The 19,002-nt window shown below is 75.1% G+C and carries 16 protein-coding genes; 10 read left to right on the top strand and 6 right to left on the bottom strand.

The window, feature by feature from the left end:
- Positions 1 to 40: 40 nt before the first annotated feature.
- The 4 genes from ABD345_RS10690 to ABD345_RS10675 all read right to left on the bottom strand — a co-directional run bounded on the left by ABD345_RS10690 (position 41) and on the right by ABD345_RS10675 (position 4,397).
- Positions 41 to 1,240, bottom strand: a complete 1,200-nt coding sequence (locus ABD345_RS10690) for a glycosyltransferase (protein WP_344551728.1) — start codon at positions 1,238 to 1,240, stop codon at positions 41 to 43.
- A gap of 2 nt (positions 1,241 to 1,242) precedes the next feature.
- Positions 1,243 to 2,442: an ABC transporter ATP-binding protein gene (locus tag ABD345_RS10685; RefSeq protein WP_344551727.1), complete on the bottom strand. Its 1,200-nt coding sequence runs from the start codon at positions 2,440 to 2,442 to the stop codon at positions 1,243 to 1,245.
- Positions 2,432 to 3,331: an ABC transporter permease gene (locus ABD345_RS10680; RefSeq protein ID WP_344551726.1), complete on the bottom strand. Its 900-nt coding sequence runs from the start codon at positions 3,329 to 3,331 to the stop codon at positions 2,432 to 2,434. The genes ABD345_RS10685 and ABD345_RS10680 overlap by 11 nt, the downstream gene beginning before the upstream one ends.
- Positions 3,332 to 3,629: 298 nt before the next feature.
- On the bottom strand, positions 3,630 to 4,397 hold the full coding sequence (locus ABD345_RS10675) for a thiol:disulfide interchange protein DsbA/DsbL (protein ID WP_344551725.1): 768 nt from the start codon (positions 4,395 to 4,397) through the stop codon (positions 3,630 to 3,632).
- 236 nt (positions 4,398 to 4,633) lie between these two features.
- On the opposite strand from ABD345_RS10675, the gene cutA reads away from it, so the two are divergent.
- Positions 4,634 to 4,963: a divalent-cation tolerance protein CutA gene (cutA, locus tag ABD345_RS10670; protein ID WP_344551724.1), complete on the top strand. Its 330-nt coding sequence runs from the start codon at positions 4,634 to 4,636 to the stop codon at positions 4,961 to 4,963.
- On the opposite strand, the gene ABD345_RS10665 is transcribed toward cutA, so the two are convergent.
- On the bottom strand, positions 4,960 to 6,024 hold the full coding sequence (locus ABD345_RS10665) for a glycosyltransferase (RefSeq protein ID WP_344551723.1): 1,065 nt from the start codon (positions 6,022 to 6,024) through the stop codon (positions 4,960 to 4,962). The two genes, cutA and ABD345_RS10665, sit on opposite strands and share 4 nt — an antisense overlap.
- A gap of 286 nt (positions 6,025 to 6,310) precedes the next feature.
- Between ABD345_RS10665 and ABD345_RS10660 the strand changes: the two genes are divergently transcribed.
- The 5 genes from ABD345_RS10660 to ABD345_RS10640 all read left to right on the top strand — a co-directional run bounded on the left by ABD345_RS10660 (position 6,311) and on the right by ABD345_RS10640 (position 13,504).
- On the top strand, positions 6,311 to 7,447 hold the full coding sequence (locus ABD345_RS10660; protein WP_344551722.1) for a glycosyltransferase family 4 protein: 1,137 nt from the start codon (positions 6,311 to 6,313) through the stop codon (positions 7,445 to 7,447).
- A 403-nt stretch (positions 7,448 to 7,850) separates the two neighbouring features.
- Entirely contained in the window at positions 7,851 to 9,752 is a 1,902-nt protein-coding gene (locus tag ABD345_RS10655) for a polysaccharide biosynthesis tyrosine autokinase (protein ID WP_344551721.1), read from the top strand.
- On the top strand, positions 9,749 to 10,843 hold the full coding sequence (locus tag ABD345_RS10650; RefSeq protein WP_344551720.1) for a glycosyltransferase: 1,095 nt from the start codon (positions 9,749 to 9,751) through the stop codon (positions 10,841 to 10,843). Before ABD345_RS10655 ends, ABD345_RS10650 begins: the two co-directional genes overlap by 4 nt.
- A 40-nt stretch (positions 10,844 to 10,883) precedes the next feature.
- On the top strand, positions 10,884 to 11,945 hold the full coding sequence (locus tag ABD345_RS10645) for a GNAT family N-acetyltransferase (protein WP_344551719.1): 1,062 nt from the start codon (positions 10,884 to 10,886) through the stop codon (positions 11,943 to 11,945).
- Positions 11,945 to 13,504, top strand: coding sequence for a hypothetical protein (locus ABD345_RS10640; RefSeq protein ID WP_344551718.1), 1,560 nt, complete (start codon positions 11,945 to 11,947; stop codon positions 13,502 to 13,504). Before ABD345_RS10645 ends, ABD345_RS10640 begins: the two co-directional genes overlap by 1 nt.
- Before the next feature lie 32 nt (positions 13,505 to 13,536).
- Here ABD345_RS10640 and ABD345_RS10635 read toward each other — a convergent pair whose 3' ends face one another.
- Positions 13,537 to 14,757, bottom strand: coding sequence for an RNA-guided endonuclease InsQ/TnpB family protein (locus ABD345_RS10635; protein WP_344551717.1), 1,221 nt, complete (start codon positions 14,755 to 14,757; stop codon positions 13,537 to 13,539).
- Positions 14,758 to 14,923: 166 nt separating this feature from the next.
- Between ABD345_RS10635 and ABD345_RS10630 the strand changes: the two genes are divergently transcribed.
- The 4 genes from ABD345_RS10630 to ABD345_RS10615 all read left to right on the top strand — a co-directional run bounded on the left by ABD345_RS10630 (position 14,924) and on the right by ABD345_RS10615 (position 18,862).
- Positions 14,924 to 16,195 (top strand): DegT/DnrJ/EryC1/StrS family aminotransferase, encoded by a 1,272-nt coding sequence (locus ABD345_RS10630; RefSeq protein ID WP_344551716.1) that lies wholly within the window; start codon positions 14,924 to 14,926, stop codon positions 16,193 to 16,195.
- Positions 16,196 to 16,305: 110 nt separating this feature from the next.
- Positions 16,306 to 16,755, top strand: coding sequence for a large conductance mechanosensitive channel protein MscL (mscL, locus tag ABD345_RS10625; protein WP_344551715.1), 450 nt, complete (start codon positions 16,306 to 16,308; stop codon positions 16,753 to 16,755).
- 369 nt (positions 16,756 to 17,124) lie between these two features.
- On the top strand, positions 17,125 to 17,736 hold the full coding sequence (locus tag ABD345_RS10620; protein WP_344551714.1) for a DUF6643 family protein: 612 nt from the start codon (positions 17,125 to 17,127) through the stop codon (positions 17,734 to 17,736).
- A gap of 217 nt (positions 17,737 to 17,953) precedes the next feature.
- Positions 17,954 to 18,862 (top strand): MOSC domain-containing protein, encoded by a 909-nt coding sequence (locus ABD345_RS10615; RefSeq protein ID WP_344551713.1) that lies wholly within the window; start codon positions 17,954 to 17,956, stop codon positions 18,860 to 18,862.
- The last annotated feature ends 140 nt before the right edge of the window (positions 18,863 to 19,002 follow it).

Genomic DNA, 19,002 nt, shown 5'->3' with positions numbered 1-19,002 from the left:
CGGGCCGGACGGCCGGGAGGACGGCGGGCCGGGCGGTCCGTCAACGGCCCAGCAGGCGGCGGGCGGTGGGCTTCACGAACTCGTACCTGGACATCTGCTCCAGGTCGCGGAGCCAGGCGGTGCGGCCCGGGGGCCGGCGGACCAGCTCGCGGTAGATCTCCTCGAAGGCGGTGGAGACGTGGTCCAGCGAGAACCGGCCGACCACCCACTCCCGGCCCCAGCTCCCCAGCTCCGCACGGCGGTCGGGGGCGTCGGCGAGGGTGCGGATCTGGGCGGCCAGCGCCTTGGCGTCGGCGGGGTGGTCGCCGTGGCCGTACATGCAGCGGGAGGCGTGCGGTTCGACCAGCGGGCCGGGTTCGTGGATCGCGGTGTAGCCGGCCGCGCCGTGCACGATGACGGGCTTGCCGAAGGCCAGGCCGCGCAGCGCCGAACCGCCCATGCCGAGGACGATGTCGGCGGCCTGGTAGGCGGGGCGCGGGTCGGGGCGCTGGCCGGTCAGGACGACCGCCTCGCGGCCGAGCTCCTCGTTGACGGCGGCGGCCTCGGCCCGCAGGTGCTCCTCGCTGGGACCGCCGCCGACCACCGCGAGGACCAGCTTCGGGTCGTCGAGCAGCCGGACGGCGGCGATCGTGCGGGAGACCCCGGCGTCCTTCTCCAGGCCGGCGACCAGCCGGGTGACCACGCAGAGCAGCAACTGGCCGTCGGCGGCCCCCACTTCGGCGCGGAACGCGGCGCCGGAGACCGCGCCCGGCGCGTCGGAGCCGGTGTCGACGGGGGGCTCGATCAGCCGCAGGTCGCGGTGCCCGAAGGCCCGGCCGTCCGGCATCAGGGCGCCCAGGCCGAGCACCAGCGGCTGGTAGCGGGGCATGCCGCGGAGCATCCGGATGCCGTAGAAGGTGGTGACGATCGGGAGCCGGCCCTGCCGGCCGGGGCCGAAGTAGGCGTTGCGGGCGGCCCGGACCTCCCAGGCGTGCACCACCTGGGAGCCGTGCTCGTCGGCGAGCTTGGCGAGCCGGGCCCGGACCACCGCGTGCGGGGTGGCCGGGTCGCCCGCGACCACCAGGTCCAGGCCGTGCCCGGCGGCGAGCTCGACCAGCGGGGCCGGCCCGTCGACGCCCTGGGCGAACAGCACCGGCTGGTGGCCGCGGTCGCGCAGGGTGCGGGCGATGTCGACGGCGTTGAGCTGGGCCCCGCCGAGGGCGAGGTTGTTCAGGTGGACCAGGACCCGGACGGAACGCATGCTCAGTCCTCCCACTGGTGCGGGACGAAGACGGGCGCGGCCATCACGACGGCGCGCGGCGGGGTGTCGAGCATCGGGCCGAAGACGTCGAACTGCCCGGCGGAGTGCCAGCTCATCAGCGTCCCGCCGTCGGTCTTGCCGATCGAGTAGACGCCCGTCCACAGCGTGTAGCGGCCGCGCGGCAGCGGCAGCCGGGGGATGACGCAGGCCACCCGGTGGTCGCCGCCGGTCATCCGGATCTCGTGGCTGATCTGGAAGATCGGGCTGGAGGTGCCCTCGCTGACGCCCAGGTGCAGGGTGGCGTCGCCGCGGTAGTCGCCGCCGAGGGTGAGTTCGACGGTGACCGGCTCGTCGGTGTGCAGGGTGGTGTCCTCGGCGTCCTCGCCGCGCACCTCGTACTTGAGCAGCTGCAGCGGTTCGCCGACCCGGGCGGACGCCTCGGACTGGGCCTCGATGGAGTCGCGGTAGCCGGCCAGCGCGTCGGTGATCCCGGCGTCCACCCGGACGGTGCCCTGCTCCAGCCAGACGCCGCGGCGGCAGATGGACTGCACGGCGGGCAGGTCGTGCGAGACGAAGACGATGGTGGTGCCCTGCTCGGCCACCTCGCGCATCCGGTCCAGGCAGCGCTGCTGGAAGACCGCGTCGCCGACCGCGAGCACCTCGTCGACCAGCAGGACGTGCGGCTCCAGGTAGGCGGCGACCGCGAAGCCGAGGCGCATCTGCATGCCGGAGGAGTAGAACTTCACCTGCCGGTCGATCGCGCCGCCGAGGCGGGCGAACTCGACGATGTCGTCGAAGCGCCCGGCGACCTCGCGGCGCTTGAGGCCGAGCAGCGCGCCGAACAGGTAGATGTTCTCCCGGCCGGTCAGGTCGGGGTGGATGCCGGCCCGGATCTCGATCAGGGCGCCGATCCGGCCGCGCACGTCGATCACGCCCGCGTACGGGTACATCACCCGGGTCAGCATCTTCAGCAGCGTCGACTTGCCGGAGCCGTTGGAGCCGATCAGGCCGACCGACTCGCCGGGCTCGATGTGCAGGTTGATGTCGCGCAGCGCCCAGCGCCAGTCCTCGCCGCGGTCGCCGCGCAGGCGGCGGGCCATCTGGTCGACCCGGTCGCGCAGCAGCATCCGCTGCTGGTCGGCGCGGAACCGCTTCCAGACCTGCTCGGTGCGGATGGTGCCCAGAGGGTAGTCACGCGACATCGGCGATCCCCGTTTCCAGCTTCTTGAAGACCAGGTACCCGCCGACCAGGAAGACCAGCGAACTGGCCGCGGCGATCAGCGTCATCCGGGCGTCCGGCGCCTCGCCGTACAGCAGCGCCTTGCGGTAGCCCTCGATGACCGCGCCCAGCGGGTTGACGCCGACGTAGACCTCCTGGAGCCGCTGCGGGATCTTGGCCAGCGGGTAGGCGACCGGGGTGGCGAAGACGCCCATCTGGGTGATGATCGGCAGCAGGTGGCGGACGTCGCGCAGGTAGACCACGGCGACCGAGAGGATCAGCGCGATGCCGTAGGTGAAGGCGAACTGGATGCCCAGCAGCGGCACCACCCACAGGAAGGTCGCGGCGGGGGCGGTCCAGAACACCAGGAACATCAGGCCCAGCACGCCGACGCCGATCACCATGTCGACGGTGGCGACCAGCATGGTGGCGAGCGGGAACACCTCGCGCGGGCAGTACACCTTGTTCAGCAGGCTCAGGTTGTTGGCCAGGCTGAGCGCGCCCTGGTTCATCGTGTTGGAGAAGAACTGCCAGACGATCAGGCCGAGGTAGGCGAACAGCGTGTACGGGACGGCGCCGGTCTCGATCTTGACCGCCCGGTGGAACACCAGGGTGAAGATCGCGCAGAGCGCCAGCGGGGTGAGCACCGCCCAGGCGAAGCCGAGCACCGCCTGCTTGTACCGGGCGCGCAGGTCGCGCTCGGCCAGGGCGCGCACCAACTCCCGTGCCGCCCACAGCTCGCGGGCCACCTGGAGGGGGCGCAGCCGGCGTTTGAAGACCAGTTCGGGCGGCGGTCCGGCGGGCACCGGGGCGCCCGGCGGGGCGGCCTGGCCCCGCGGCTCGTCGATGACCTGTGCGCGCTGTCCCCCCACGGACTCCCGCCCTCCCCGGAGGCTGTGCTCGCCCCTGGTGCCTGTGCCGTCTGTCTGCCGCCGCCGGTTCCGTGCCCGAACGGCCTCCCCCGGCCCCGGGTGCGGGCGGACCGGGGGAACCGGGCGCACCGCTGTCGTCGGGGCCGGGCCGCCGGTCCTGCCCGGCCGACCCGCGGACCACAATGACACAGAGTGTGCGGGCCGCGGGCGGGTTCGGTGAAGATTGCGGCAGCTCAGCCCGGTACGGGACGGTTCCGGACCGAACGGCCCGTTCCGGCCAGGGAGTTGGCGGCGGCGGTCAGCGGGCGGGCTGCTCGGCGACCAGCTGGTCGAGCGCGGCGGGCATGCCGTCGACGCCGCCGGCCCTGGTCGGCGAGGTGCGGCCGGTGCCGTCCACCACCACGGTGGGCAGTTCGGTGACCTGGTCCTGGGCGAACAGCTTCGGGGCGTCCTGCACCGCCCGGTCCACCTCGGCGGAGCGGTACGCGGCCCGGAACTCCGCCGCGTCGACGCCCTGGCCGGCCGCCCAGTCGGCGGCGGCCTGCTCGGTGGTCAGGCCGGCGTGCTGCTCGCGGACGGCGCGGAACACCGCGGCCTGCAGGCGGTCCACCTCGCCGAGCCGGTCCAGGGTGTAGAACAGCCGTGCGTGCGCCCGCTGTTCGGCCTCGTCCGGGCTGCCGGGCCAGACCGCCGGGACCCGGCGCAGCGTGACGTCCGCCTGGTGCCGGGCCGCCCAGCGGGTGAGCGGCTGCTCCAGCAGCGCGGAGTGCGCGCAGTCGTACCAGAAGAACTCGACCGCCTCGTGGGCCCGCTGGCTCTTCGGCGCGGCCGCCGGCGGTACGGCCTGTTCCAGCGGGGCGACGGCGGGCGACGGCGCGTGCTGCTGGGTCGGCGCGGACGGCCGGGCGGCACCGAACTGGCTCCCGAGGGAGGGCAGTTGCTGGCCGGCCGGGCCGAGCGGCAGCCGGGACGGGGCGAGGCCGGACGCGGCCTCGGCGGCGGCCGGGGCGGCCAGCAGGCCCCCGGCGACGGCGAGCAGGACAGTGGTTCTGAGCAGCGACTTCACCCCGGCAGCCTGGCAGGCGGGGCGTGCGGCGTTCCAGGAGACCGGGCCCCGGTCGGCGGGATTCGCCGGATCGGAGCAATGCCGGGGCGGTGCGGCGGCGGTGCGGCTCGAACGCCCGTCGGGCGTTCGAGACCCTCTCCGGACACTCCCCCGCGGGTCGGCGGACGGGCGCGCCCCCGGACGGTTCGCCCGGCTGCCGGGAGGGGCGGACCGGCCGCCGCCGTACCGTGGGGCCCATGACGAAGCGTGAGTTCCTGGTGCTGACCACCACCCACGAGGACGAGGCCCGGGCCCGCGAACTGGCCGCCGCGGCGGTCCGCGGACGCCTGGCCGCCTGCGCGCAGGTGTACCCGGTCCGCTCGGTGTACTGGTGGGACGGCGGGGTCCGGGAGGGCGCCGAGTGGCGGATCGACCTCAAGACCCGGGCCGAGCTGGCCGAACGGCTGACCGCGTTCCTGGTCGAACGGCACCCGTACGAGACCCCGGAGGTGATCGGGGTGCCGGTGGCCACCGGCTCGGCCGGCTACCTGGACTGGATCGCGGCCGAGACGGCCGAGACGGCCTAGCGACGGGCGACCTCGCGCAGCAGCTGCTGCCAGCCGGTGGTGACGGTGTCGAGGTCGAAGTGGGCCAGCGCGCGGGCCCGGGCGGCGGCCGCGTACGGGGTGCGGTCGGCGGCCAGCAGGGTGCGCAGCGCGTCGGCGAGGGCCGCCGGGTCGCCGGGCGGGACGAGCAGGCCGCCCTCGCCGGGGCGGACCACGTCGGAGACCCAGCCGACGTCGGTCGCCACCGCCGGGAGGCCGGCCAGCGCCGCCTCGATCAGGACGCCCGGAACGCCCTCGGAGTCGCTGGTCAGCAGCAGCACGTCCGCGGCCCGGTAGAGCGGCGCGGGGTCGGCCAGCGGGCCGAGCGGGTGGACCCGCGGGCCCGGGGCGAGGGTGGCGCGCAGCGGGCCCTCGCCCGCCAGCGCGAGGTGGGTGTCGGCGGGCAGCAGGGCGTGCGCGGCCAGCGCCAGGTCGGGGCGCTTCTCGGGGCTGAGCGCGCCGACCCAGGCGATCAGCGGGCCCTCGGCGGGCAGGCCCAGTTCCGCCCGGGCGGCGGCCTTCCCGGCCGGGTCCGCGGCGGGCCGGAAGCGGTCGGCGGGACGGGCGTTGGGCAGGGTGCGCAGGCGGCGGGCGGGCAGCCGGAACCGGGCGCGCAGGACGTCCGCGGCGTGCGGGGAGATCGCGGCGACGGCCGCCGCCCGGTGCAGGAACGCGCCCACCCGCAGTCGGCGCAGCGGGTCGGCCGTCCAGTGCCGGGGGTCGCCGATGTTGACGTACACGAAGGGGGTGCGGGCCCCGAACAGGCCCAGCGCGCACGCCTGCAGGGTCGAGGAGCCGTGCGCGACCACCACGTCGGCGTCCCGCGCGAGGGCGCGCAGGGCGCGCAGGGTCGCCGGGTGGTGCCGGGACGGGCCCAGCACGGGGACGGACGCCCCGGGGTCGGCGTCGGGGTGCGGGTGCAGCGCGGCGAGCACGGAGGACTGGCCGCGACGCGCCAACTCCCGGTGCAGGTCCAGCGCGAGGCGCTGCGCGCCCCGGGCCCTGGGGTCGGTGATGACGTGGAGTACCCGCGGGTCGGCCATGGCGCCGAGAGTACCGGGAGAGCACCATCAGGGGCTCGGGGAACGGCGAGGCCGTGGCTGCTGACGGTTCACTGCCGTTGCGTGCGTCTGCTTCGGGTTCTGTTCACTGCACGCAGCAGCACGGGCCTTCGATGGGCTCCGGCCGCCAGCAGCACGGACTCGCCGTTCCCCGAGCCCCTGTTTTCGCGTCCGCGGGAGGTTTCCTCTGGTTCGGGGGACGCCGGGCGGGTCGGGCTGGGATGCTGATGCGCGGTCAGGGGGTGGCCCGGGCGAGGGGGTTGGCGCGGTGCGCGTGGTGTACGTGATCGACAGCGTGAGTCGGGTGGGCGGGGCGGAGCAGGGGTTGGTGGCGATGGCGCCGCTGCTGGTCCGTTCGGGGGTGGAGTTGCACGTGGCGTTCCTGAAGGAGTCGCCGGGTGGGTTCCAGGAGGAGTTGCGGGCGGCGGGCGCGGGGGTGCACCCGGTGCTGCGGGGGTCGCGGGGGGCCCGGGTGGCGGGGTTGCGGGCGGAGTTGCGCCGGCTGCGGCCGGACCTGGTGCACACGACGCTGTACGAGTCGGACGTGCTGGGCCGGACGGCCGCTCTCGGGTCGCGGGTGCCGGTGGTGTCGAGCCTGGTGAATTCGGCGTACGGGCCGGAGCACCTGCACGCGCGCGGGCTGAACCCGTGGAAGGTGCGGGCGGCGCAGGCGGTGGACGCCGTGACGGCGCAGGGGGTGCGGCGGTTCCACGCGTTGACGGAGCACGTGGCGGAGGTGATGGCGGCCCGGTTGCGGGTGTCGCGGCGGCGGATCGACGTGGTGCCGCGGGGGCGGGACCCGCTGCTGCTGGGGGCGGTGACGCCGGAGCGGCGGGCCCGGGTGCGGGCGGGGCTGGGGTTGGGCGAGGAGGTGCCGGTGGTGTTGGCGGCGGCCCGGCAGCAGTACCAGAAGGGCTTGGACGTGCTGGTGTCGGCGTGGCCGCGGGTGCGGGCGGCGCGGCCGGACGCGGTGCTGCTGCTGGCGGGCAGCCGGGGGGCGGAGACCGGGCGGCTGGAGGAGTTGGCGGCGGCGACGGGGGGCGTGCGGTTCCTGGGGCCGCGGGACGACGTGTTCGACCTGATGGCGGCGGTGGAGGCGTTCGCGGTGCCGTCGCGCTGGGAGGGGCTGGGGAGCGCGGCGATGGAGGCGATGGGGGTGGGGGTGCCGCTGGTGTGCGCGGACGTGGCGGCGCTGCGGGAGACGGTGGGCGGCGGGGAGGAGTGCGCGCTGCTGGTGCCGCCGGAGCGGCCGGAGGCGCTGGCGGGGGCGCTGCTGCGGGTGCTGGAGGAGCCCGGGGAGGCGCTGGTGCGGGCGAAGGCGGCGCGGGCGCGTTTCCGGTCCGGGTACACGCTGGAGCGGGTGTCGGCGCGGATGGTGGAGTTCTACGGGCGGGCGCTGGCCTGACCGGGCGCGGGCGGCGGGCTGCTCCGGGCGCGCACCGGCCCGGCGGGGTGCGGGCGGGCGGTGGCCGAACCGTCGGGCGGGCGGTGGCCGAACCGTCGGGCGGGCGGCGGCCGGTCCGGCGGGCGGACGTTTGATGACGTTGCGTCAGTTCGCGTGCGTGCGTCCTGATTCCGACCAACAGCAGGTGTCAGTATGGCCAAAGTGCTTGCGCCGCAGGTCCGGGGCGGGAAGCATCGACCGCAGGGGAGGGCCGTGGGGGCGGCCTTGTACGTTCACTTTCTGCCGCTGCCGCTGCCGTCGCCGGAGGCGCCCGCGGCCCGGCCGTACCGATGCGCGCCGCCCGCGGGGGCGGGTGCGGCCGTGGGGCGCGTGGGCTCCGTGACGAGGCGAGGGGAACCAACCGGTGGAACCGGCAAATCTGTTCACCGTCCTGCGGCGGTACTGGCGGCTGCTGGCGGCCTGTACGGTCGCCGCGCTGGTCGTGGGTTTCCTGCTGACGCCGGCCGGTGACGCCGTGGACAACGGCAAGTGGCAGTGCAAGGTGGCGATCACCCCGGTCGCGGGCGCGGCGGACACCGTGCGGGCGGACCAGGTGCTGTCGTACGCGCAGGGTTCGGCGGTGACCACGGCGGCGGCGCAGAAGCTGCACGTGACGGACGTGGCGGGGCTGACGGCGCGCCGGACGGTGGCGGCGGAGTCCACCCAGATGCTGCTGTTCACCACGACCGGGCCGACCCAGGCGTCCTGCGTGGAGCTGGCGGCGGCGCTGTCCGAGGCGACGATCACCGGGTACGCGCAGGAGTCGAAGAAGAGCGCGGACGAGTCGATCAAGCGGCTGCGGACCCAGGCGGACGCCCAGCAGTCGCAGCTGGACGACCTGCAGAAGGCGTCCAGCAAGGCGAACGCGAGCGATCAGGCCAAGCTGCAGCCGCAGTTGTCGACGGCGACGGCGGCGCTGACCAAGACCCTGGGGGCGATCGCCGACCTGCAGAACTACAGCCAGACCGACGCGATCCAGCAGTGGGGTTCGATCGACGCGAAGGAGCTGGGCGGCAGCCTGCTGTCCTCGCCCTCGCGCGGGGTGCGGCTGACGCTGGCGGTGGTGCTGGGCCTGGCGCTGGGCGTGGTGGCGGCGCTGATGCTGTCCCGGATGGACACCCGGCTGCGGACCCGGGACGGCACCGAGGAGGCGTTCAACCTGCCGGTGATCGGCGAGATCCCGCGGCTGTCGCGGCGGCTGCGGCGGCTGCGCGAGCCGCTGGTGACGGCCCGGCCGGAGGATCCGGCGACCGAGGCGTTCCGTTCGCTGCGCTCGACGCTGCTGCTGACCGGCCCGGAGTCGCTGTCCGCGCAGTTCGGGCAGGGCGGGCTGGACCCGGACGACCGGCGGGTGCGGCGGGCGGTGGAGCCGGCGCCGGTGGTGCTGGTGATGTCGGGGCGTTCGGGCGACGGGCGGACCACCACGGTGGCGAACCTGGCGGCGGCGCTGGGCGAGACCGGCCGCCAGGTGCTGGTGCTGGACTGCGACTTCCGGCAGCCGGAGCTGAACGCGCACTTCGGGATGGACGAGGGCCCGGGCATGGCGGAGCTGCTGTCCGGCGAGCAGCTGACCGACCCGGTGGACCTGATCCGGCAGACCCGGGTGCCGAACGTGGCGATGATCGCGGGCGGGCACGCGACGGCGTACCCGGCGGCGCTGGTGCTGCGCGCCGGGGAGGTGCTGGCGCTGGCCCGGCGGCACGCGGACGTGGTGCTGATCGACTCCTCGCCGCTGCTGCACGCGAACGACGCGTACGACCTGGTGCAGCACGCGGACGCGGTGCTGGTGACGCTGATGGCGGGCAACGTGCGCCCGGAGGAGGCGGACCGGGTGTCCGAGCTGCTGGCCCGCACCGGGGTGCCGGTGGCGGGGGTGGCGCTGCTGGGGACGGAGGTCGCCACCGGGCGGCGCAACCGTTCGCTGCGACTGCCGGGCCGGCTGGGCGGCCGTCCGGCGCTGGGCCCGGAGCCGTCCCGGCCGGCGCTGCCGCGTCCGGAGCCGGTGGAGCGGGTGGCGGAGCCGCGGCGCCCGGAGCCGCGGCGGACCGAGCACCGGCGGGTGGAGCCGCACCGGCCCGAGCACCAGCGGGCGGACGGCGGGCGGCGCGGCGAGCCGGTGTACGGGCCCGCCGAGCCGGTGTACGGGTCCGCCGAGCCGGGCGGTCGGCCCGACGGGACGACGAGTTGGGGCCGCCGCCCGGTGGAGCTGCCGCCGGAGGAGCCGGTGGAGACCACCATGCAGCTGCGGCTGGGCGAGGACCGGTGACGGGGTCGCGGGCCAGGGTGCTCTGGCTGGCCAAGGGCCTGGGCCGGGGCGGCGCGGAGCAGTTGCTGCTCAACTGCGTGCGCCACGCGGACCGTTCGCGCTACGACATCGAGGTGGCGTACGTGCTGCCGCACAAGGACGCGCTGGTGCCGGCCCTGGAGGCGGCGGGCGTGCCGGTGCACTGCCTGGGCGGCGCGCCGGGGCGGCGCTGGCCGCTGCGGCTGCGGGCGCTGCTGGCGGAGCGCCGCTACGACCTGGTGCACACCCACATGCCGGTGCCGGCGGTCGCGGCCCGGCTGCTGCGGCCGGGCGGCGGGCGGCGGCCGCGGCTGGTGCACACCGAGCACAACCTGTGGGAGCGCTACCGGCTGCCGACCCGCTGGGCGAACGCGCTGACGTACGGGCGCAACGACGCGGTGGTCGCGGTGTCGCACGCGGTGGCGGCGGGGGTCGGGCGGCGCCGGGCGGGCGACTGGCTGACGGTGGTGCACCACGGCCCGGACCTGGGCGGGGCGCCGTCCGGTCCGGCGGCGCGGCGCGCGGCGCGGGCCGAACTCGGGCTGCCCGAGGACGCGTTGGTGGTCGGCACGGTCGGCAACCTGACGGCGAAGAAGGACCAGGCGACGCTGCTGGCGGCGTTCGCGCTGCTGCGCGACAAGGAGCCGGACGCCCGGCTGGTGCTGGTCGGATCGGGGCCGCTGGAGGCCGAGTTGCGGGCGCGGGCGGGTGACGGCGTGCTGTTCGCGGGGATGCGCGCGGACGTCCCGGCGCTGCTGCCGGGCTGGGACGTGTTCTGCCTGAGTTCGCGCCAGGAGGGCCTGCCGGTGGCGCTGATGGAGGCGATGGCCTCGGGGCTGCCGTCGGTGGTGACCCGGGTCGGCGGCATGCCGGAGATCCTGGACGACGACGTGGAGGGCCGGCTGGTGCCGCCCGGCGATCCGGCCCGACTGGCCGACGCGCTGGCCGAGTTGGCCGATCCGGTGCGGCGCGGGCGGATGGGCGCGGCGGCCCGGGAGCGGGCGGGGTCCTTCGACGTGGCGGGCGCGCAGCGGGCGATCGAGCGGGTGTACGCGCGGGTCCTGGCGAACTGAACCGACTGGTGGGGCGTAGTCCGGAGGGGACGAGCACGACGTGGGTGGCGAACTGACGTACCGCGGGCTGGAGTCGGCGGACGTGCCGGCGGTGCTGGAGCTGTTGACGGCTTCGCTGGCGGGCGGCCCGACCGGGCGGCGCAGCGCGGAGTTCTTCGACTGGAAGCACCGGGAGAACCCGTTCGGGTCGAGCCCGGGCCTGGTCGCGGTGGCGCCGGACGGGCGGGTGGTGGGGGTGCGGCTGTTCCTGCGCTGGTGCTGGCGCGGGCGGGACGGCAGCGGGGAGGGCGGCCGCGAGGTGCGGGCGGTGCGGCCGGTGGACACCGCGACGCACCCGGACTTCCAGGGGCGCGGGATCTTCCGCCGGCTGACCACCGAGCTGCTCGAACAGGTCTGCGGCGACGCCGAGTTGGTGTTCAACACGCCGAACGGCAACAGCCTGCCGGGCTACCTGAAGATGGGCTGGCGGGAGCTGGGCCGCGTCCCGGTGGCGCTGCGGGTGGCCCGGCCGGTGTCCTTCGCCCGGGGCGCCCGGGCGGCGCTGTCCCGGCGGCCCGGGCCCTCGGGACCGCCGCGCTGCGAACTCCCGTCCGCCGCGGACTGGTTGGCCGATCCGGGCGCCCGGCGGGCCGGGCAGCTGGCCGAGCTGCTCGCCGAGCGCGAGCGGGCCGACGCGGCCGATCCGCGGCTGCACACCGTGCGCACCGCGCCGTACCTGGCCTGGCGGTACGGGGCGGCGCCGGGCCTGGACTACCGGGTGGTGAGCGTCGAACGGGGCGGCGAGCTGGTCGGGTTGGCGTTCGGGCGGCCGCGGCGGCGCGGACCGCTGGCCGAGTTCACGCTGGCCGAGCTGATCGTCCGCCCGGGCGACCGGGCCGCGGCGGCGCAGTTGTTGCGGGCGGCGGCGTCCTCCGGCTGCGACCACGCCGCCACCCACCTGGCCCCCGGCACCGAGGCCGCCGCGGCCGGGCTGCGGTCGGGCTGCGTGCGGGCCCCGCGCACCGGCATGGTGCTGGCCGCCCGCACCCCGACCGGCCCGCTGCCGGCCGAACGCTCGCTCGCCGACTGGCGGTTCAGCCTCGGCGACCTGGAGGTCTTCTGATGGCGGCGCCGCTCGCCGGCTTCCTCCGCCCGGCCCGGCGGGCCCGTTCGCGTCCGCCGGGCCGCTCGCTGGCGCCGGCCCGGCTGCGCGGGTCCCTGCGGCGCGGCCGGCTGACGCTGCTGGCCTGGGCGGTGGTGCTGGGCTACGTGACGGTGTTCGTGCTGGCGATGGTGCACACCACGTACGACACCTGGGGGGCGCTGCTGGTGGCGCCCGCGCTGATGGCGATCGGCACGCCGGTGCTGGCCCGGGTCGCGGCGGCCAACCCGGAGCGCGGGGTGTTCAAGCTGCTGATGGTGGCGATGGCGGCGAAGCTGGCCTGCGCCTTCCCCCGGTACCTGATGGCGTTCGTGCTGTACGGCGGCGCGGCGGACGCCAAGATGTACCACCAGAAGGGCTCCGAGCTGGCCCGCTACCTGACCACCACGGACTTCACCGCCGGGCTGCACTACGACCTGGGGATGAAGGTCGCCGGGACGGGCTTCGTCATCATCGTCACCGGCGTGGTCTACGCGGTGACCGGGCCGACCCTGGTGGGCGGCTTCCTGGTGTTCTCCTGGCTGGGCTTCTGGGGACTGCTGTTCTTCTGGCGGGCGCTGCAGATCGCCTTCCCGGAGGCGGACTCGCGGCGCTACGCGAAGCTGGTGTTCTTCCTGCCCTCGCTGCTGTTCTGGCCGTCCAGCATCGGCAAGGACGCCTGGATGATGTTCTGCCTGGGCCTGACCACGTACGGGGTGGCCCGGCTGCTGGACCGGCGGTTCGGCGCGTTCGCGTGCATCGCGCTGGGCTCGCTGGGCACCGCGATGGTGCGGCCGCACGTGACGGTGCTGGCGGGCGCGGGCCTGAGCGTGGCGTACCTGTTGCGGCAGCGGCCGCGGCAGGTGTCGGCGCTGGGGCCGCTGCGCACGGTGCTGACGGCGGCGGTGCTGGCGGTGGGCGTGGCGCTGATGCTGCAGCAGGTGTCGGCCTTCTTCGGGACGAACGGCACCGGCGGGGACGCCGTCAACCAGGTGCTGTCGGAGACCTCGCGGCGCACCTCGCAGGGCGACTCGGTGATCAACGCGGCCACCGCGGACGAGCCGGCGCCCGCGTTCAGCCTGAACCCGGTGAAGCTGCCGATGTCGGTGGTGAGCGTGCTGTTCCGGCCGTTCCCGTTCGAGGCGTCGAACGTCCAGAACCTGATCCAGTCGGTGGAGTGCTTCGCGCTGCTGGTGATGTTCGTCCGGGCCTGGCCGCAGCTGGCCCGGATCCCCAAGCTGTTCGTCCGGCGCTCGTACGTGGCCTTCGCCGTGGTGTACACGCTGCTGTTCTGCTGGGCGTTCTCGACCATCAACAACATGGGCATCCTGTCGCGCGAGCGGGTGCAGGTGCTGCCGCTGGTGCTGGTGCTGCTGGCGATCCCGAAACCGGCCCAGGCCGGGCCGGTGCGGCGGCGCAGACCGCCGCTGTGGCGGGCCCAGCCGGGCCAGTGGGGCGCCGCCGCCCGATCAGGGCCCGAGCTTCCGGTCGCCGTCGGCGCTCCGGATCCGTCACGAACCCAGGGGGGCTCGACCTCTTGACTTCCTCCCCGCCCTGGGGGCGGGGGTTCCCCTCAGCCTCGCGGCCGAGCCGCCGCACGTGTGCGCGGCGGTGGAACTTCTTCCTGCTTCACCGACGACTGCCCGCCCGGAGTGCTCCGTTGAGGTCTTACACCGTCTCCACAGGCCGCTGCCGCCAGCCCGGCGGCCAGGATGTTGCGCGCCGCGTTCACGTCCCGGTCGTGGACCGCGCCGCAGGCGCACTCCCAGTCGCGGACGTTCAGCGGCATCGTGTCGCGGATCATTCCGCAGGCCGAGCACAGCTTGGAGGAGGGGAACCACCGGTCGACGGCGATCACCTCTCGTCCGTACCACTCGGCCTTGTACTCCAGCATCGACCGCAACTCGGCCCAGCTCGCGTCACTGATCGCCCGCGACAACCTGCGGTTCCCCAGCATGTTGCGGACCGACAGATCCTCGATCACGACCGCTTGGTTCTCACGGACGAGTCGAGTGGTCAACTTGTGCAGGAAGTCACGCCTGCGGTCGGCAATCCGCGCGTGCACCCGGGCGACCTTGACACGGGCCTTGGCCCGGTTGCTGCTGCCCTTCTCCTTGCGGGCCAGCTCCCGCTGCGCCCTGGCCAGGCGCTCGCGGTCGGCGCGCTCGAACTTCGGATTGGCGACCCTCTCCCCGGTGGAGAGCGTCACCAGGCCGGTGATCCCGGCATCGACACCGACAGCCGCGTTCACCGGAGCGGGCATCGACGGCCGGTCCTCGCACAGCACCGAGACGAACCAGCGCCCGGCCGCGTCCTGGCTGACGGTCACCATGGACGGCGCCGCGCCCTCGGGCAGCGGGCGCGACCACACGATGTCCAGCGGCTCCGCCATCTTCGCCAGCGTCAGAACGCCGCCTCGGTAGCGGAACGCACTGGTGGTGTACTCGGCGGAACGGCGGGACCTGCGCTTGGACTTGAAGGTCGGGTACTTCGCCCGCTTCCCCCAGAAGTTGGCGAACGCCCCTTGCAGATGGCGCAGCGACTGCTGCAACGGCACGGACGACACCTCGGACAGGTACGCCAGTTCCTCGGTCTTCTTCCACGCCGTCAGCATCGCCGACGTCGCGTTGTAGTTCACCCGCTCCCGGCGCATCGTCCACGCCTCGGTACGGGCCTGCAACGCCATGTTGTAGACCTTCCGCACACACCCGAACGTGCGCGACAGCTCGGCCGCCTGCACATCGGTCGGGTAGCAGCGGAACTTGAAGGCCCGCTTCACGTGGGTGACCGCCATGCCTCACACGCTAACACCTCCGCACGTGACCACGTGAACACGTGAAACATCGTCAACTACCGCCATGCCGTACCGCCTTGACGGCGGTCCGGCTTCCCCTGCCCCGCTACGCGAGAGCTTCGCTTCCTCCCCCGGCCGAAGCCGGGGTATCCACGAAGGAGATCCGATGACGACCGACGACCGCACCACCGACCCCGCGACCGGCCGTACGCCTGGCCCCGGCACGACCGGCCGCACGACGACCGACCAGAACCGCCCCGCCGTCCTCGGCGGTGCGCCCGCCTTCCCCGACGGCCTGCCGCTGACCCGCCTGCGGGTGCCCGACCGGGACGGGCTGCTCGGGCGGCTCGGCGAGGTGCTGGACTCCGGGATGCTCACCAACGGGCCGCGGGTGCGCGAACTGGAGGAGCGGGCGGCCGAGTTGATGCGGGTGCCGCACGTGGTGGCGGTGTCCAACTGCACGGCGGGGCTGATGCTGGTGCTGCAGGCCGCGGGGGTCGGTGGGGGCCGGCCGGTGCTGATGCCGGGGTTCACCTTCTCGGCGACCGCGCACGCCGCGCACTGGGCGGGCGGCAGCCCGCTGTTCGCGGAGGCCCGGGAGCGGGACATCACGCTCGACCCGGCCGACGCCGAGGCCCGGCTGAAGGCCGCCGACTCCCCCGTCGCGGTGATGGCCACCCACGTGTACGGGACGCCCTGCCAGACCGAGGAGCTGCAGCGGGTCGCCGACGCGGCCGGGCTGCCGCTGGTGTACGACGCGGCGCACGGCCTGGGTTCGGCGCGGCGCGGCGTGCCGGTGGGCGGCTTCGGCCTGGCCGAGGTGTTCTCGATGAGCCCGACCAAGGTCGCGGTGGCGGGCGAGGGCGGCCTGGTCGCCACCCGGGACGCGGCGCTCGCGCAGACCCTGCGCACCGCCCGGGACTACGGCAACCCGGGCGACTACGACACCCTGTTCCCCGGCCTGAACGCCCGGATGAGCGAGCTGCACGCCGCGGTCGGCCTGACCTGGCTGGCCGGGCTGCCCGAGCGGGTGGCCCACCGGGGCGCGCTGGTGGCCGAGTTCGCCCGGGCCGCCGCCGGGGTGCCCGGCCTGCGCCTCGCCCTGCCGGAGGAGGGCGACACCTCGACCTTCAAGGACCTGACGCTGATCCTGGACGCCGGGGAGTTCGGCCTGGACAACCGGCAGCTGGCCGCGGCGCTGAAGGCCGAGGGCATCGACACCCGCCGGTACTTCTTCCCGCCCGTCCACCGGCAGCGGGCGTACGCCCACCTGGGGCAGGCGGAGGAGCTGCCGCGCACCGACCGGCTGGCGGCCTCGGTGCTGACCGTCCCGCTGTGGTCGCACATGGACGCGGCGACGGTCCGCCGGGTCGCCGACGCGGTGGTGCGTGTCCAGCCCTTCGCGGCGGAGGTCCGGGCGGCGCTCGCGGCCGGCTGAGGCTCGGAGCCGGGCTCGCCCGATCGAGCTTCGCAAGGCGGTTCGGCCGTTAGTCGGATCAGGTGAACTCGGTTGGACCGCAGGGAGGTTGGGGGGTCAGGATGACCGTCATGTTCAAGGGATTCCGCAGCTTCCTGCTGCGCGGCAACGTCGTCGACCTCGCGGTCGGCATCGTCATCGGCGCGGCCTTCACCGCCGTCGTCACCGGTTTCGTCGCGGCCTTCCTGACCCCGCTGATCGGCATCGCCTCCGGCGCGGTCGGCGACTTCAGCAAGGAGTCGTTCACCGTCACCGGGGTCACCTTCCCGTACGGCGCGTTCCTCCAGGCCCTGATCAGCTTCGTGCTGGTCGCCGCGGTGATCTACTTCGCCGTGGTGATGCCGGTCGGCCGACTGCAGAACCGTTTCAACCCGGTCAAGGACACCCCGGTGGCCAAGGCCGACTGCCCCGAGTGCCTCAGCACCGTCCCGGCCGCGGCGACCCGCTGCGCCCACTGCACCAGCGAACTGGCCGGCCGCCCGGGCTTCCCCGCCCAGGCCGCCGCCGCGGCCGCCCGCTGAGCAGCCACCGCAGCACCCACCGCACCACCCCGGCCCGGACGGCTCCCCGCCGTCCGGGCCGGGCCCGTTCCGGGAGCGTTCGGGGGCCGTTCACCGGCCGTTCCGGGCGGCGCCGCGGCGGTCTGGACCACCGCCGGCTTAACGGAACCTTGGCGGAGCCTTTCCGGCGTCCGATCGGAGGCTTTTGTCCGGCGCCGGGTGAGCGGGTGGTGCACGGACGATGGATCCGGGATGACCGAAACGCGGTCTCCTTTCGCCCAACTCTGCCCGACAATGCCCGATTTAAGCGAGCGAAGAGTCTGTAAACAGTTGAACTCCAGGCCGTTCCGCTCTCCTCAGCAGGCACGTTGTGGGCTTACGGTATGCCCCATGACCTCGCCCCGCTCCTACGACGGAGTCGGCTACCCCTCTCCGTCCTTCTCCTCCGGCACGCCCATCTACGACAGCTTGGTCGCAGAGCGCGGCATCCCGCAGATCGCACCCATCAACGTGCCCCCGGCCCTCCCGGCCTCCTCCTGGTCCTCCGCCTACGGCAGCGGTTTCGGCACCGGCTTCGACTCCCCCCAGTCGAACCTGCCCGCCCTGCCCCCGGCCCGCCTCGCGCTCGGCCCCGGCCCGAGCAGCGCCCCGGCCCCGGCCCCGGCGCCGTACATCCCGGTCCAGCCCGGCTACCAGAGCGCCCCGGTGCAGCCGCAGCCCGGCTACGCGAGCGCCCCGCAGGGCTTCCTGCCCGGCCAGCGCCCGGCCGCGCAGTTCCAGCCCCAGCCCGCGCAGGGGTACCCCGCCCCGCAGGCCCCCGGCAACGGCTTCGCGACCGCGCCGCAGAGCTTCACGCCGACCTTCAACTCGCAGCAGTTCGGCGCCCAGCCGGCCCCGCAGCAGCAGTCGTTCGGCGACCAGTCGTTCGGCGGCAACACCCTGCGCCCGGCGGCGGCCCCGCAGCAGTACCCGCAGTACCGGCAGTACCCGCAGGCCGGCTGAGAACCCCTCGTAGGGGGGGCAAGGTCACCACGCAACGACGCGTTTCTCTCCCCCACACCGCCCGCCCGCACCCGCCGCCCGTCCCCGGACCCCACCGGACGGGCCGCCCGCCCGGACGGGCACCGCACGCCCCGCCGCTTCCCCGCCTCCCGGCTCCCCGCCGGGGCGCGGGGAAGCGCCGTACCGGGCCGGCCGCGCGCCTGGCAGGATGGTCGGCATGCCGCGCCTCGCCTCGCTCCACCTGTACCCGGTCAAGTCGATGTACCGGCTCAGCCCGCCGTCCGCCGAGGTCCAACCCTGGGGCCTGACCGGCGACCGCCGCTGGATGCTGGTGGACGCCGACGGCACCGCGCTCACCCAGCGCGATGAACCCTCGATCGGGCGGTTCCGCCCCGTCCCGTCCGCCGACGGCGCCTCGCTCACCCTCACCGGCCCGGACGGCGCCGTGCACACCCTGGCCGCGCCCACGCTGGCCGCCGGCGCCCCCGAGACCACCGTCAGCGTCTTCGGCACCGCCTTCTCCGCCGCCGAGGCCACCGAGGAGACCTCCGCCTGGCTGGCCGAGCGGCTGCCCGCGAAGCTCGGCGGGGTGCGGCTGGTGCACCTGGACCGCCCGGCCACCAGCCGCCCGATCAACCCGGAGTACGCCGCCCCCGACGAGACCGTCTCGATGGCCGACGGCTTCCCGCTGCTGCTCACCACCACCGGCTCGCTGGACGAGCTGAACGCCCGGATCGCCGACGACCACCCCGGCGACCCGGTCAAGGGCGCGCCGCTGCCGATGGAGCGCTTCCGCCCCAACCTGGTGGTCTCCGGCACCGCCGCCTGGGCCGAGGACGGCTGGCGCCGGATCCGGGTCGGCGGCCTGGAGTTCCGGGTGGTCAAGCCGTGCGGGCGCTGCGTGGTGACCACCACCGACCAGGAGAGCGGCGAGCGGCGCGGCCCGGAGCCGCTGCGGGCGCTGGGCCGGCACCACCGCTTCGGCCGGAAGCTGGTGTTCGGCCAGAACCTGGTGCCGGTCCGCCCGGCCGGGGCCGGGACCGCGGACGTGCTGGGGGCGCTGGCGGTCGGCGACCCGGTGGAGGTGCTGGAGCGGGCCCCGGCACCGCTGCCGGACCGCCGCTGACCCGGCCCCGGCGCCGCTGCCGGACCGCCGCTGACCCGGCCCCGGCCGGGTGCCGTCAGCTCCGTGCACCCGGAACCACCCCCCGTTCCGGTCGTTGAACCGGGCGCCGGACCGGGACCGGACCGAGGCGGCGGACCGGG

This window comes from Kitasatospora saccharophila (assembly GCF_039529925.1).
GTDB classification, from domain to species: domain Bacteria; phylum Actinomycetota; class Actinomycetes; order Streptomycetales; family Streptomycetaceae; genus Kitasatospora; species Kitasatospora saccharophila.
This window is presented reverse-complemented; position numbering and strand designations above follow the sequence as displayed.

Excerpts from the sequence above, each read along its gene's own strand:
- mscL (WP_344551715.1), top strand. The coding sequence starts at position 16,306 with ATGTTCAAGGGATTCCGCAGCTTCCTGCTGCGCGGCAACGTCGTCGAC.
- ABD345_RS10640 (WP_344551718.1), top strand. The coding sequence starts at position 11,945 with ATGGCGGCGCCGCTCGCCGGCTTCCTCCGCCCGGCCCGGCGGGCCCGT.
- ABD345_RS10635 (WP_344551717.1), bottom strand. The coding sequence starts at position 14,757 with ATGGCGGTCACCCACGTGAAGCGGGCCTTCAAGTTCCGCTGCTACCCG.
- ABD345_RS10665 (WP_344551723.1), bottom strand. The coding sequence starts at position 6,024 with ATGGCCGACCCGCGGGTACTCCACGTCATCACCGACCCCAGGGCCCGG.
- ABD345_RS10630 (WP_344551716.1), top strand. The coding sequence starts at position 14,924 with ATGACGACCGACGACCGCACCACCGACCCCGCGACCGGCCGTACGCCT.
- cutA (WP_344551724.1), top strand. The coding sequence starts at position 4,634 with ATGACGAAGCGTGAGTTCCTGGTGCTGACCACCACCCACGAGGACGAG.
- ABD345_RS10685 (WP_344551727.1), bottom strand. The coding sequence starts at position 2,442 with ATGTCGCGTGACTACCCTCTGGGCACCATCCGCACCGAGCAGGTCTGG.
- ABD345_RS10690 (WP_344551728.1), bottom strand. The coding sequence starts at position 1,240 with ATGCGTTCCGTCCGGGTCCTGGTCCACCTGAACAACCTCGCCCTCGGC.
- ABD345_RS10615 (WP_344551713.1), top strand. The coding sequence starts at position 17,954 with ATGCCGCGCCTCGCCTCGCTCCACCTGTACCCGGTCAAGTCGATGTAC.
- ABD345_RS10620 (WP_344551714.1), top strand. The coding sequence starts at position 17,125 with ATGACCTCGCCCCGCTCCTACGACGGAGTCGGCTACCCCTCTCCGTCC.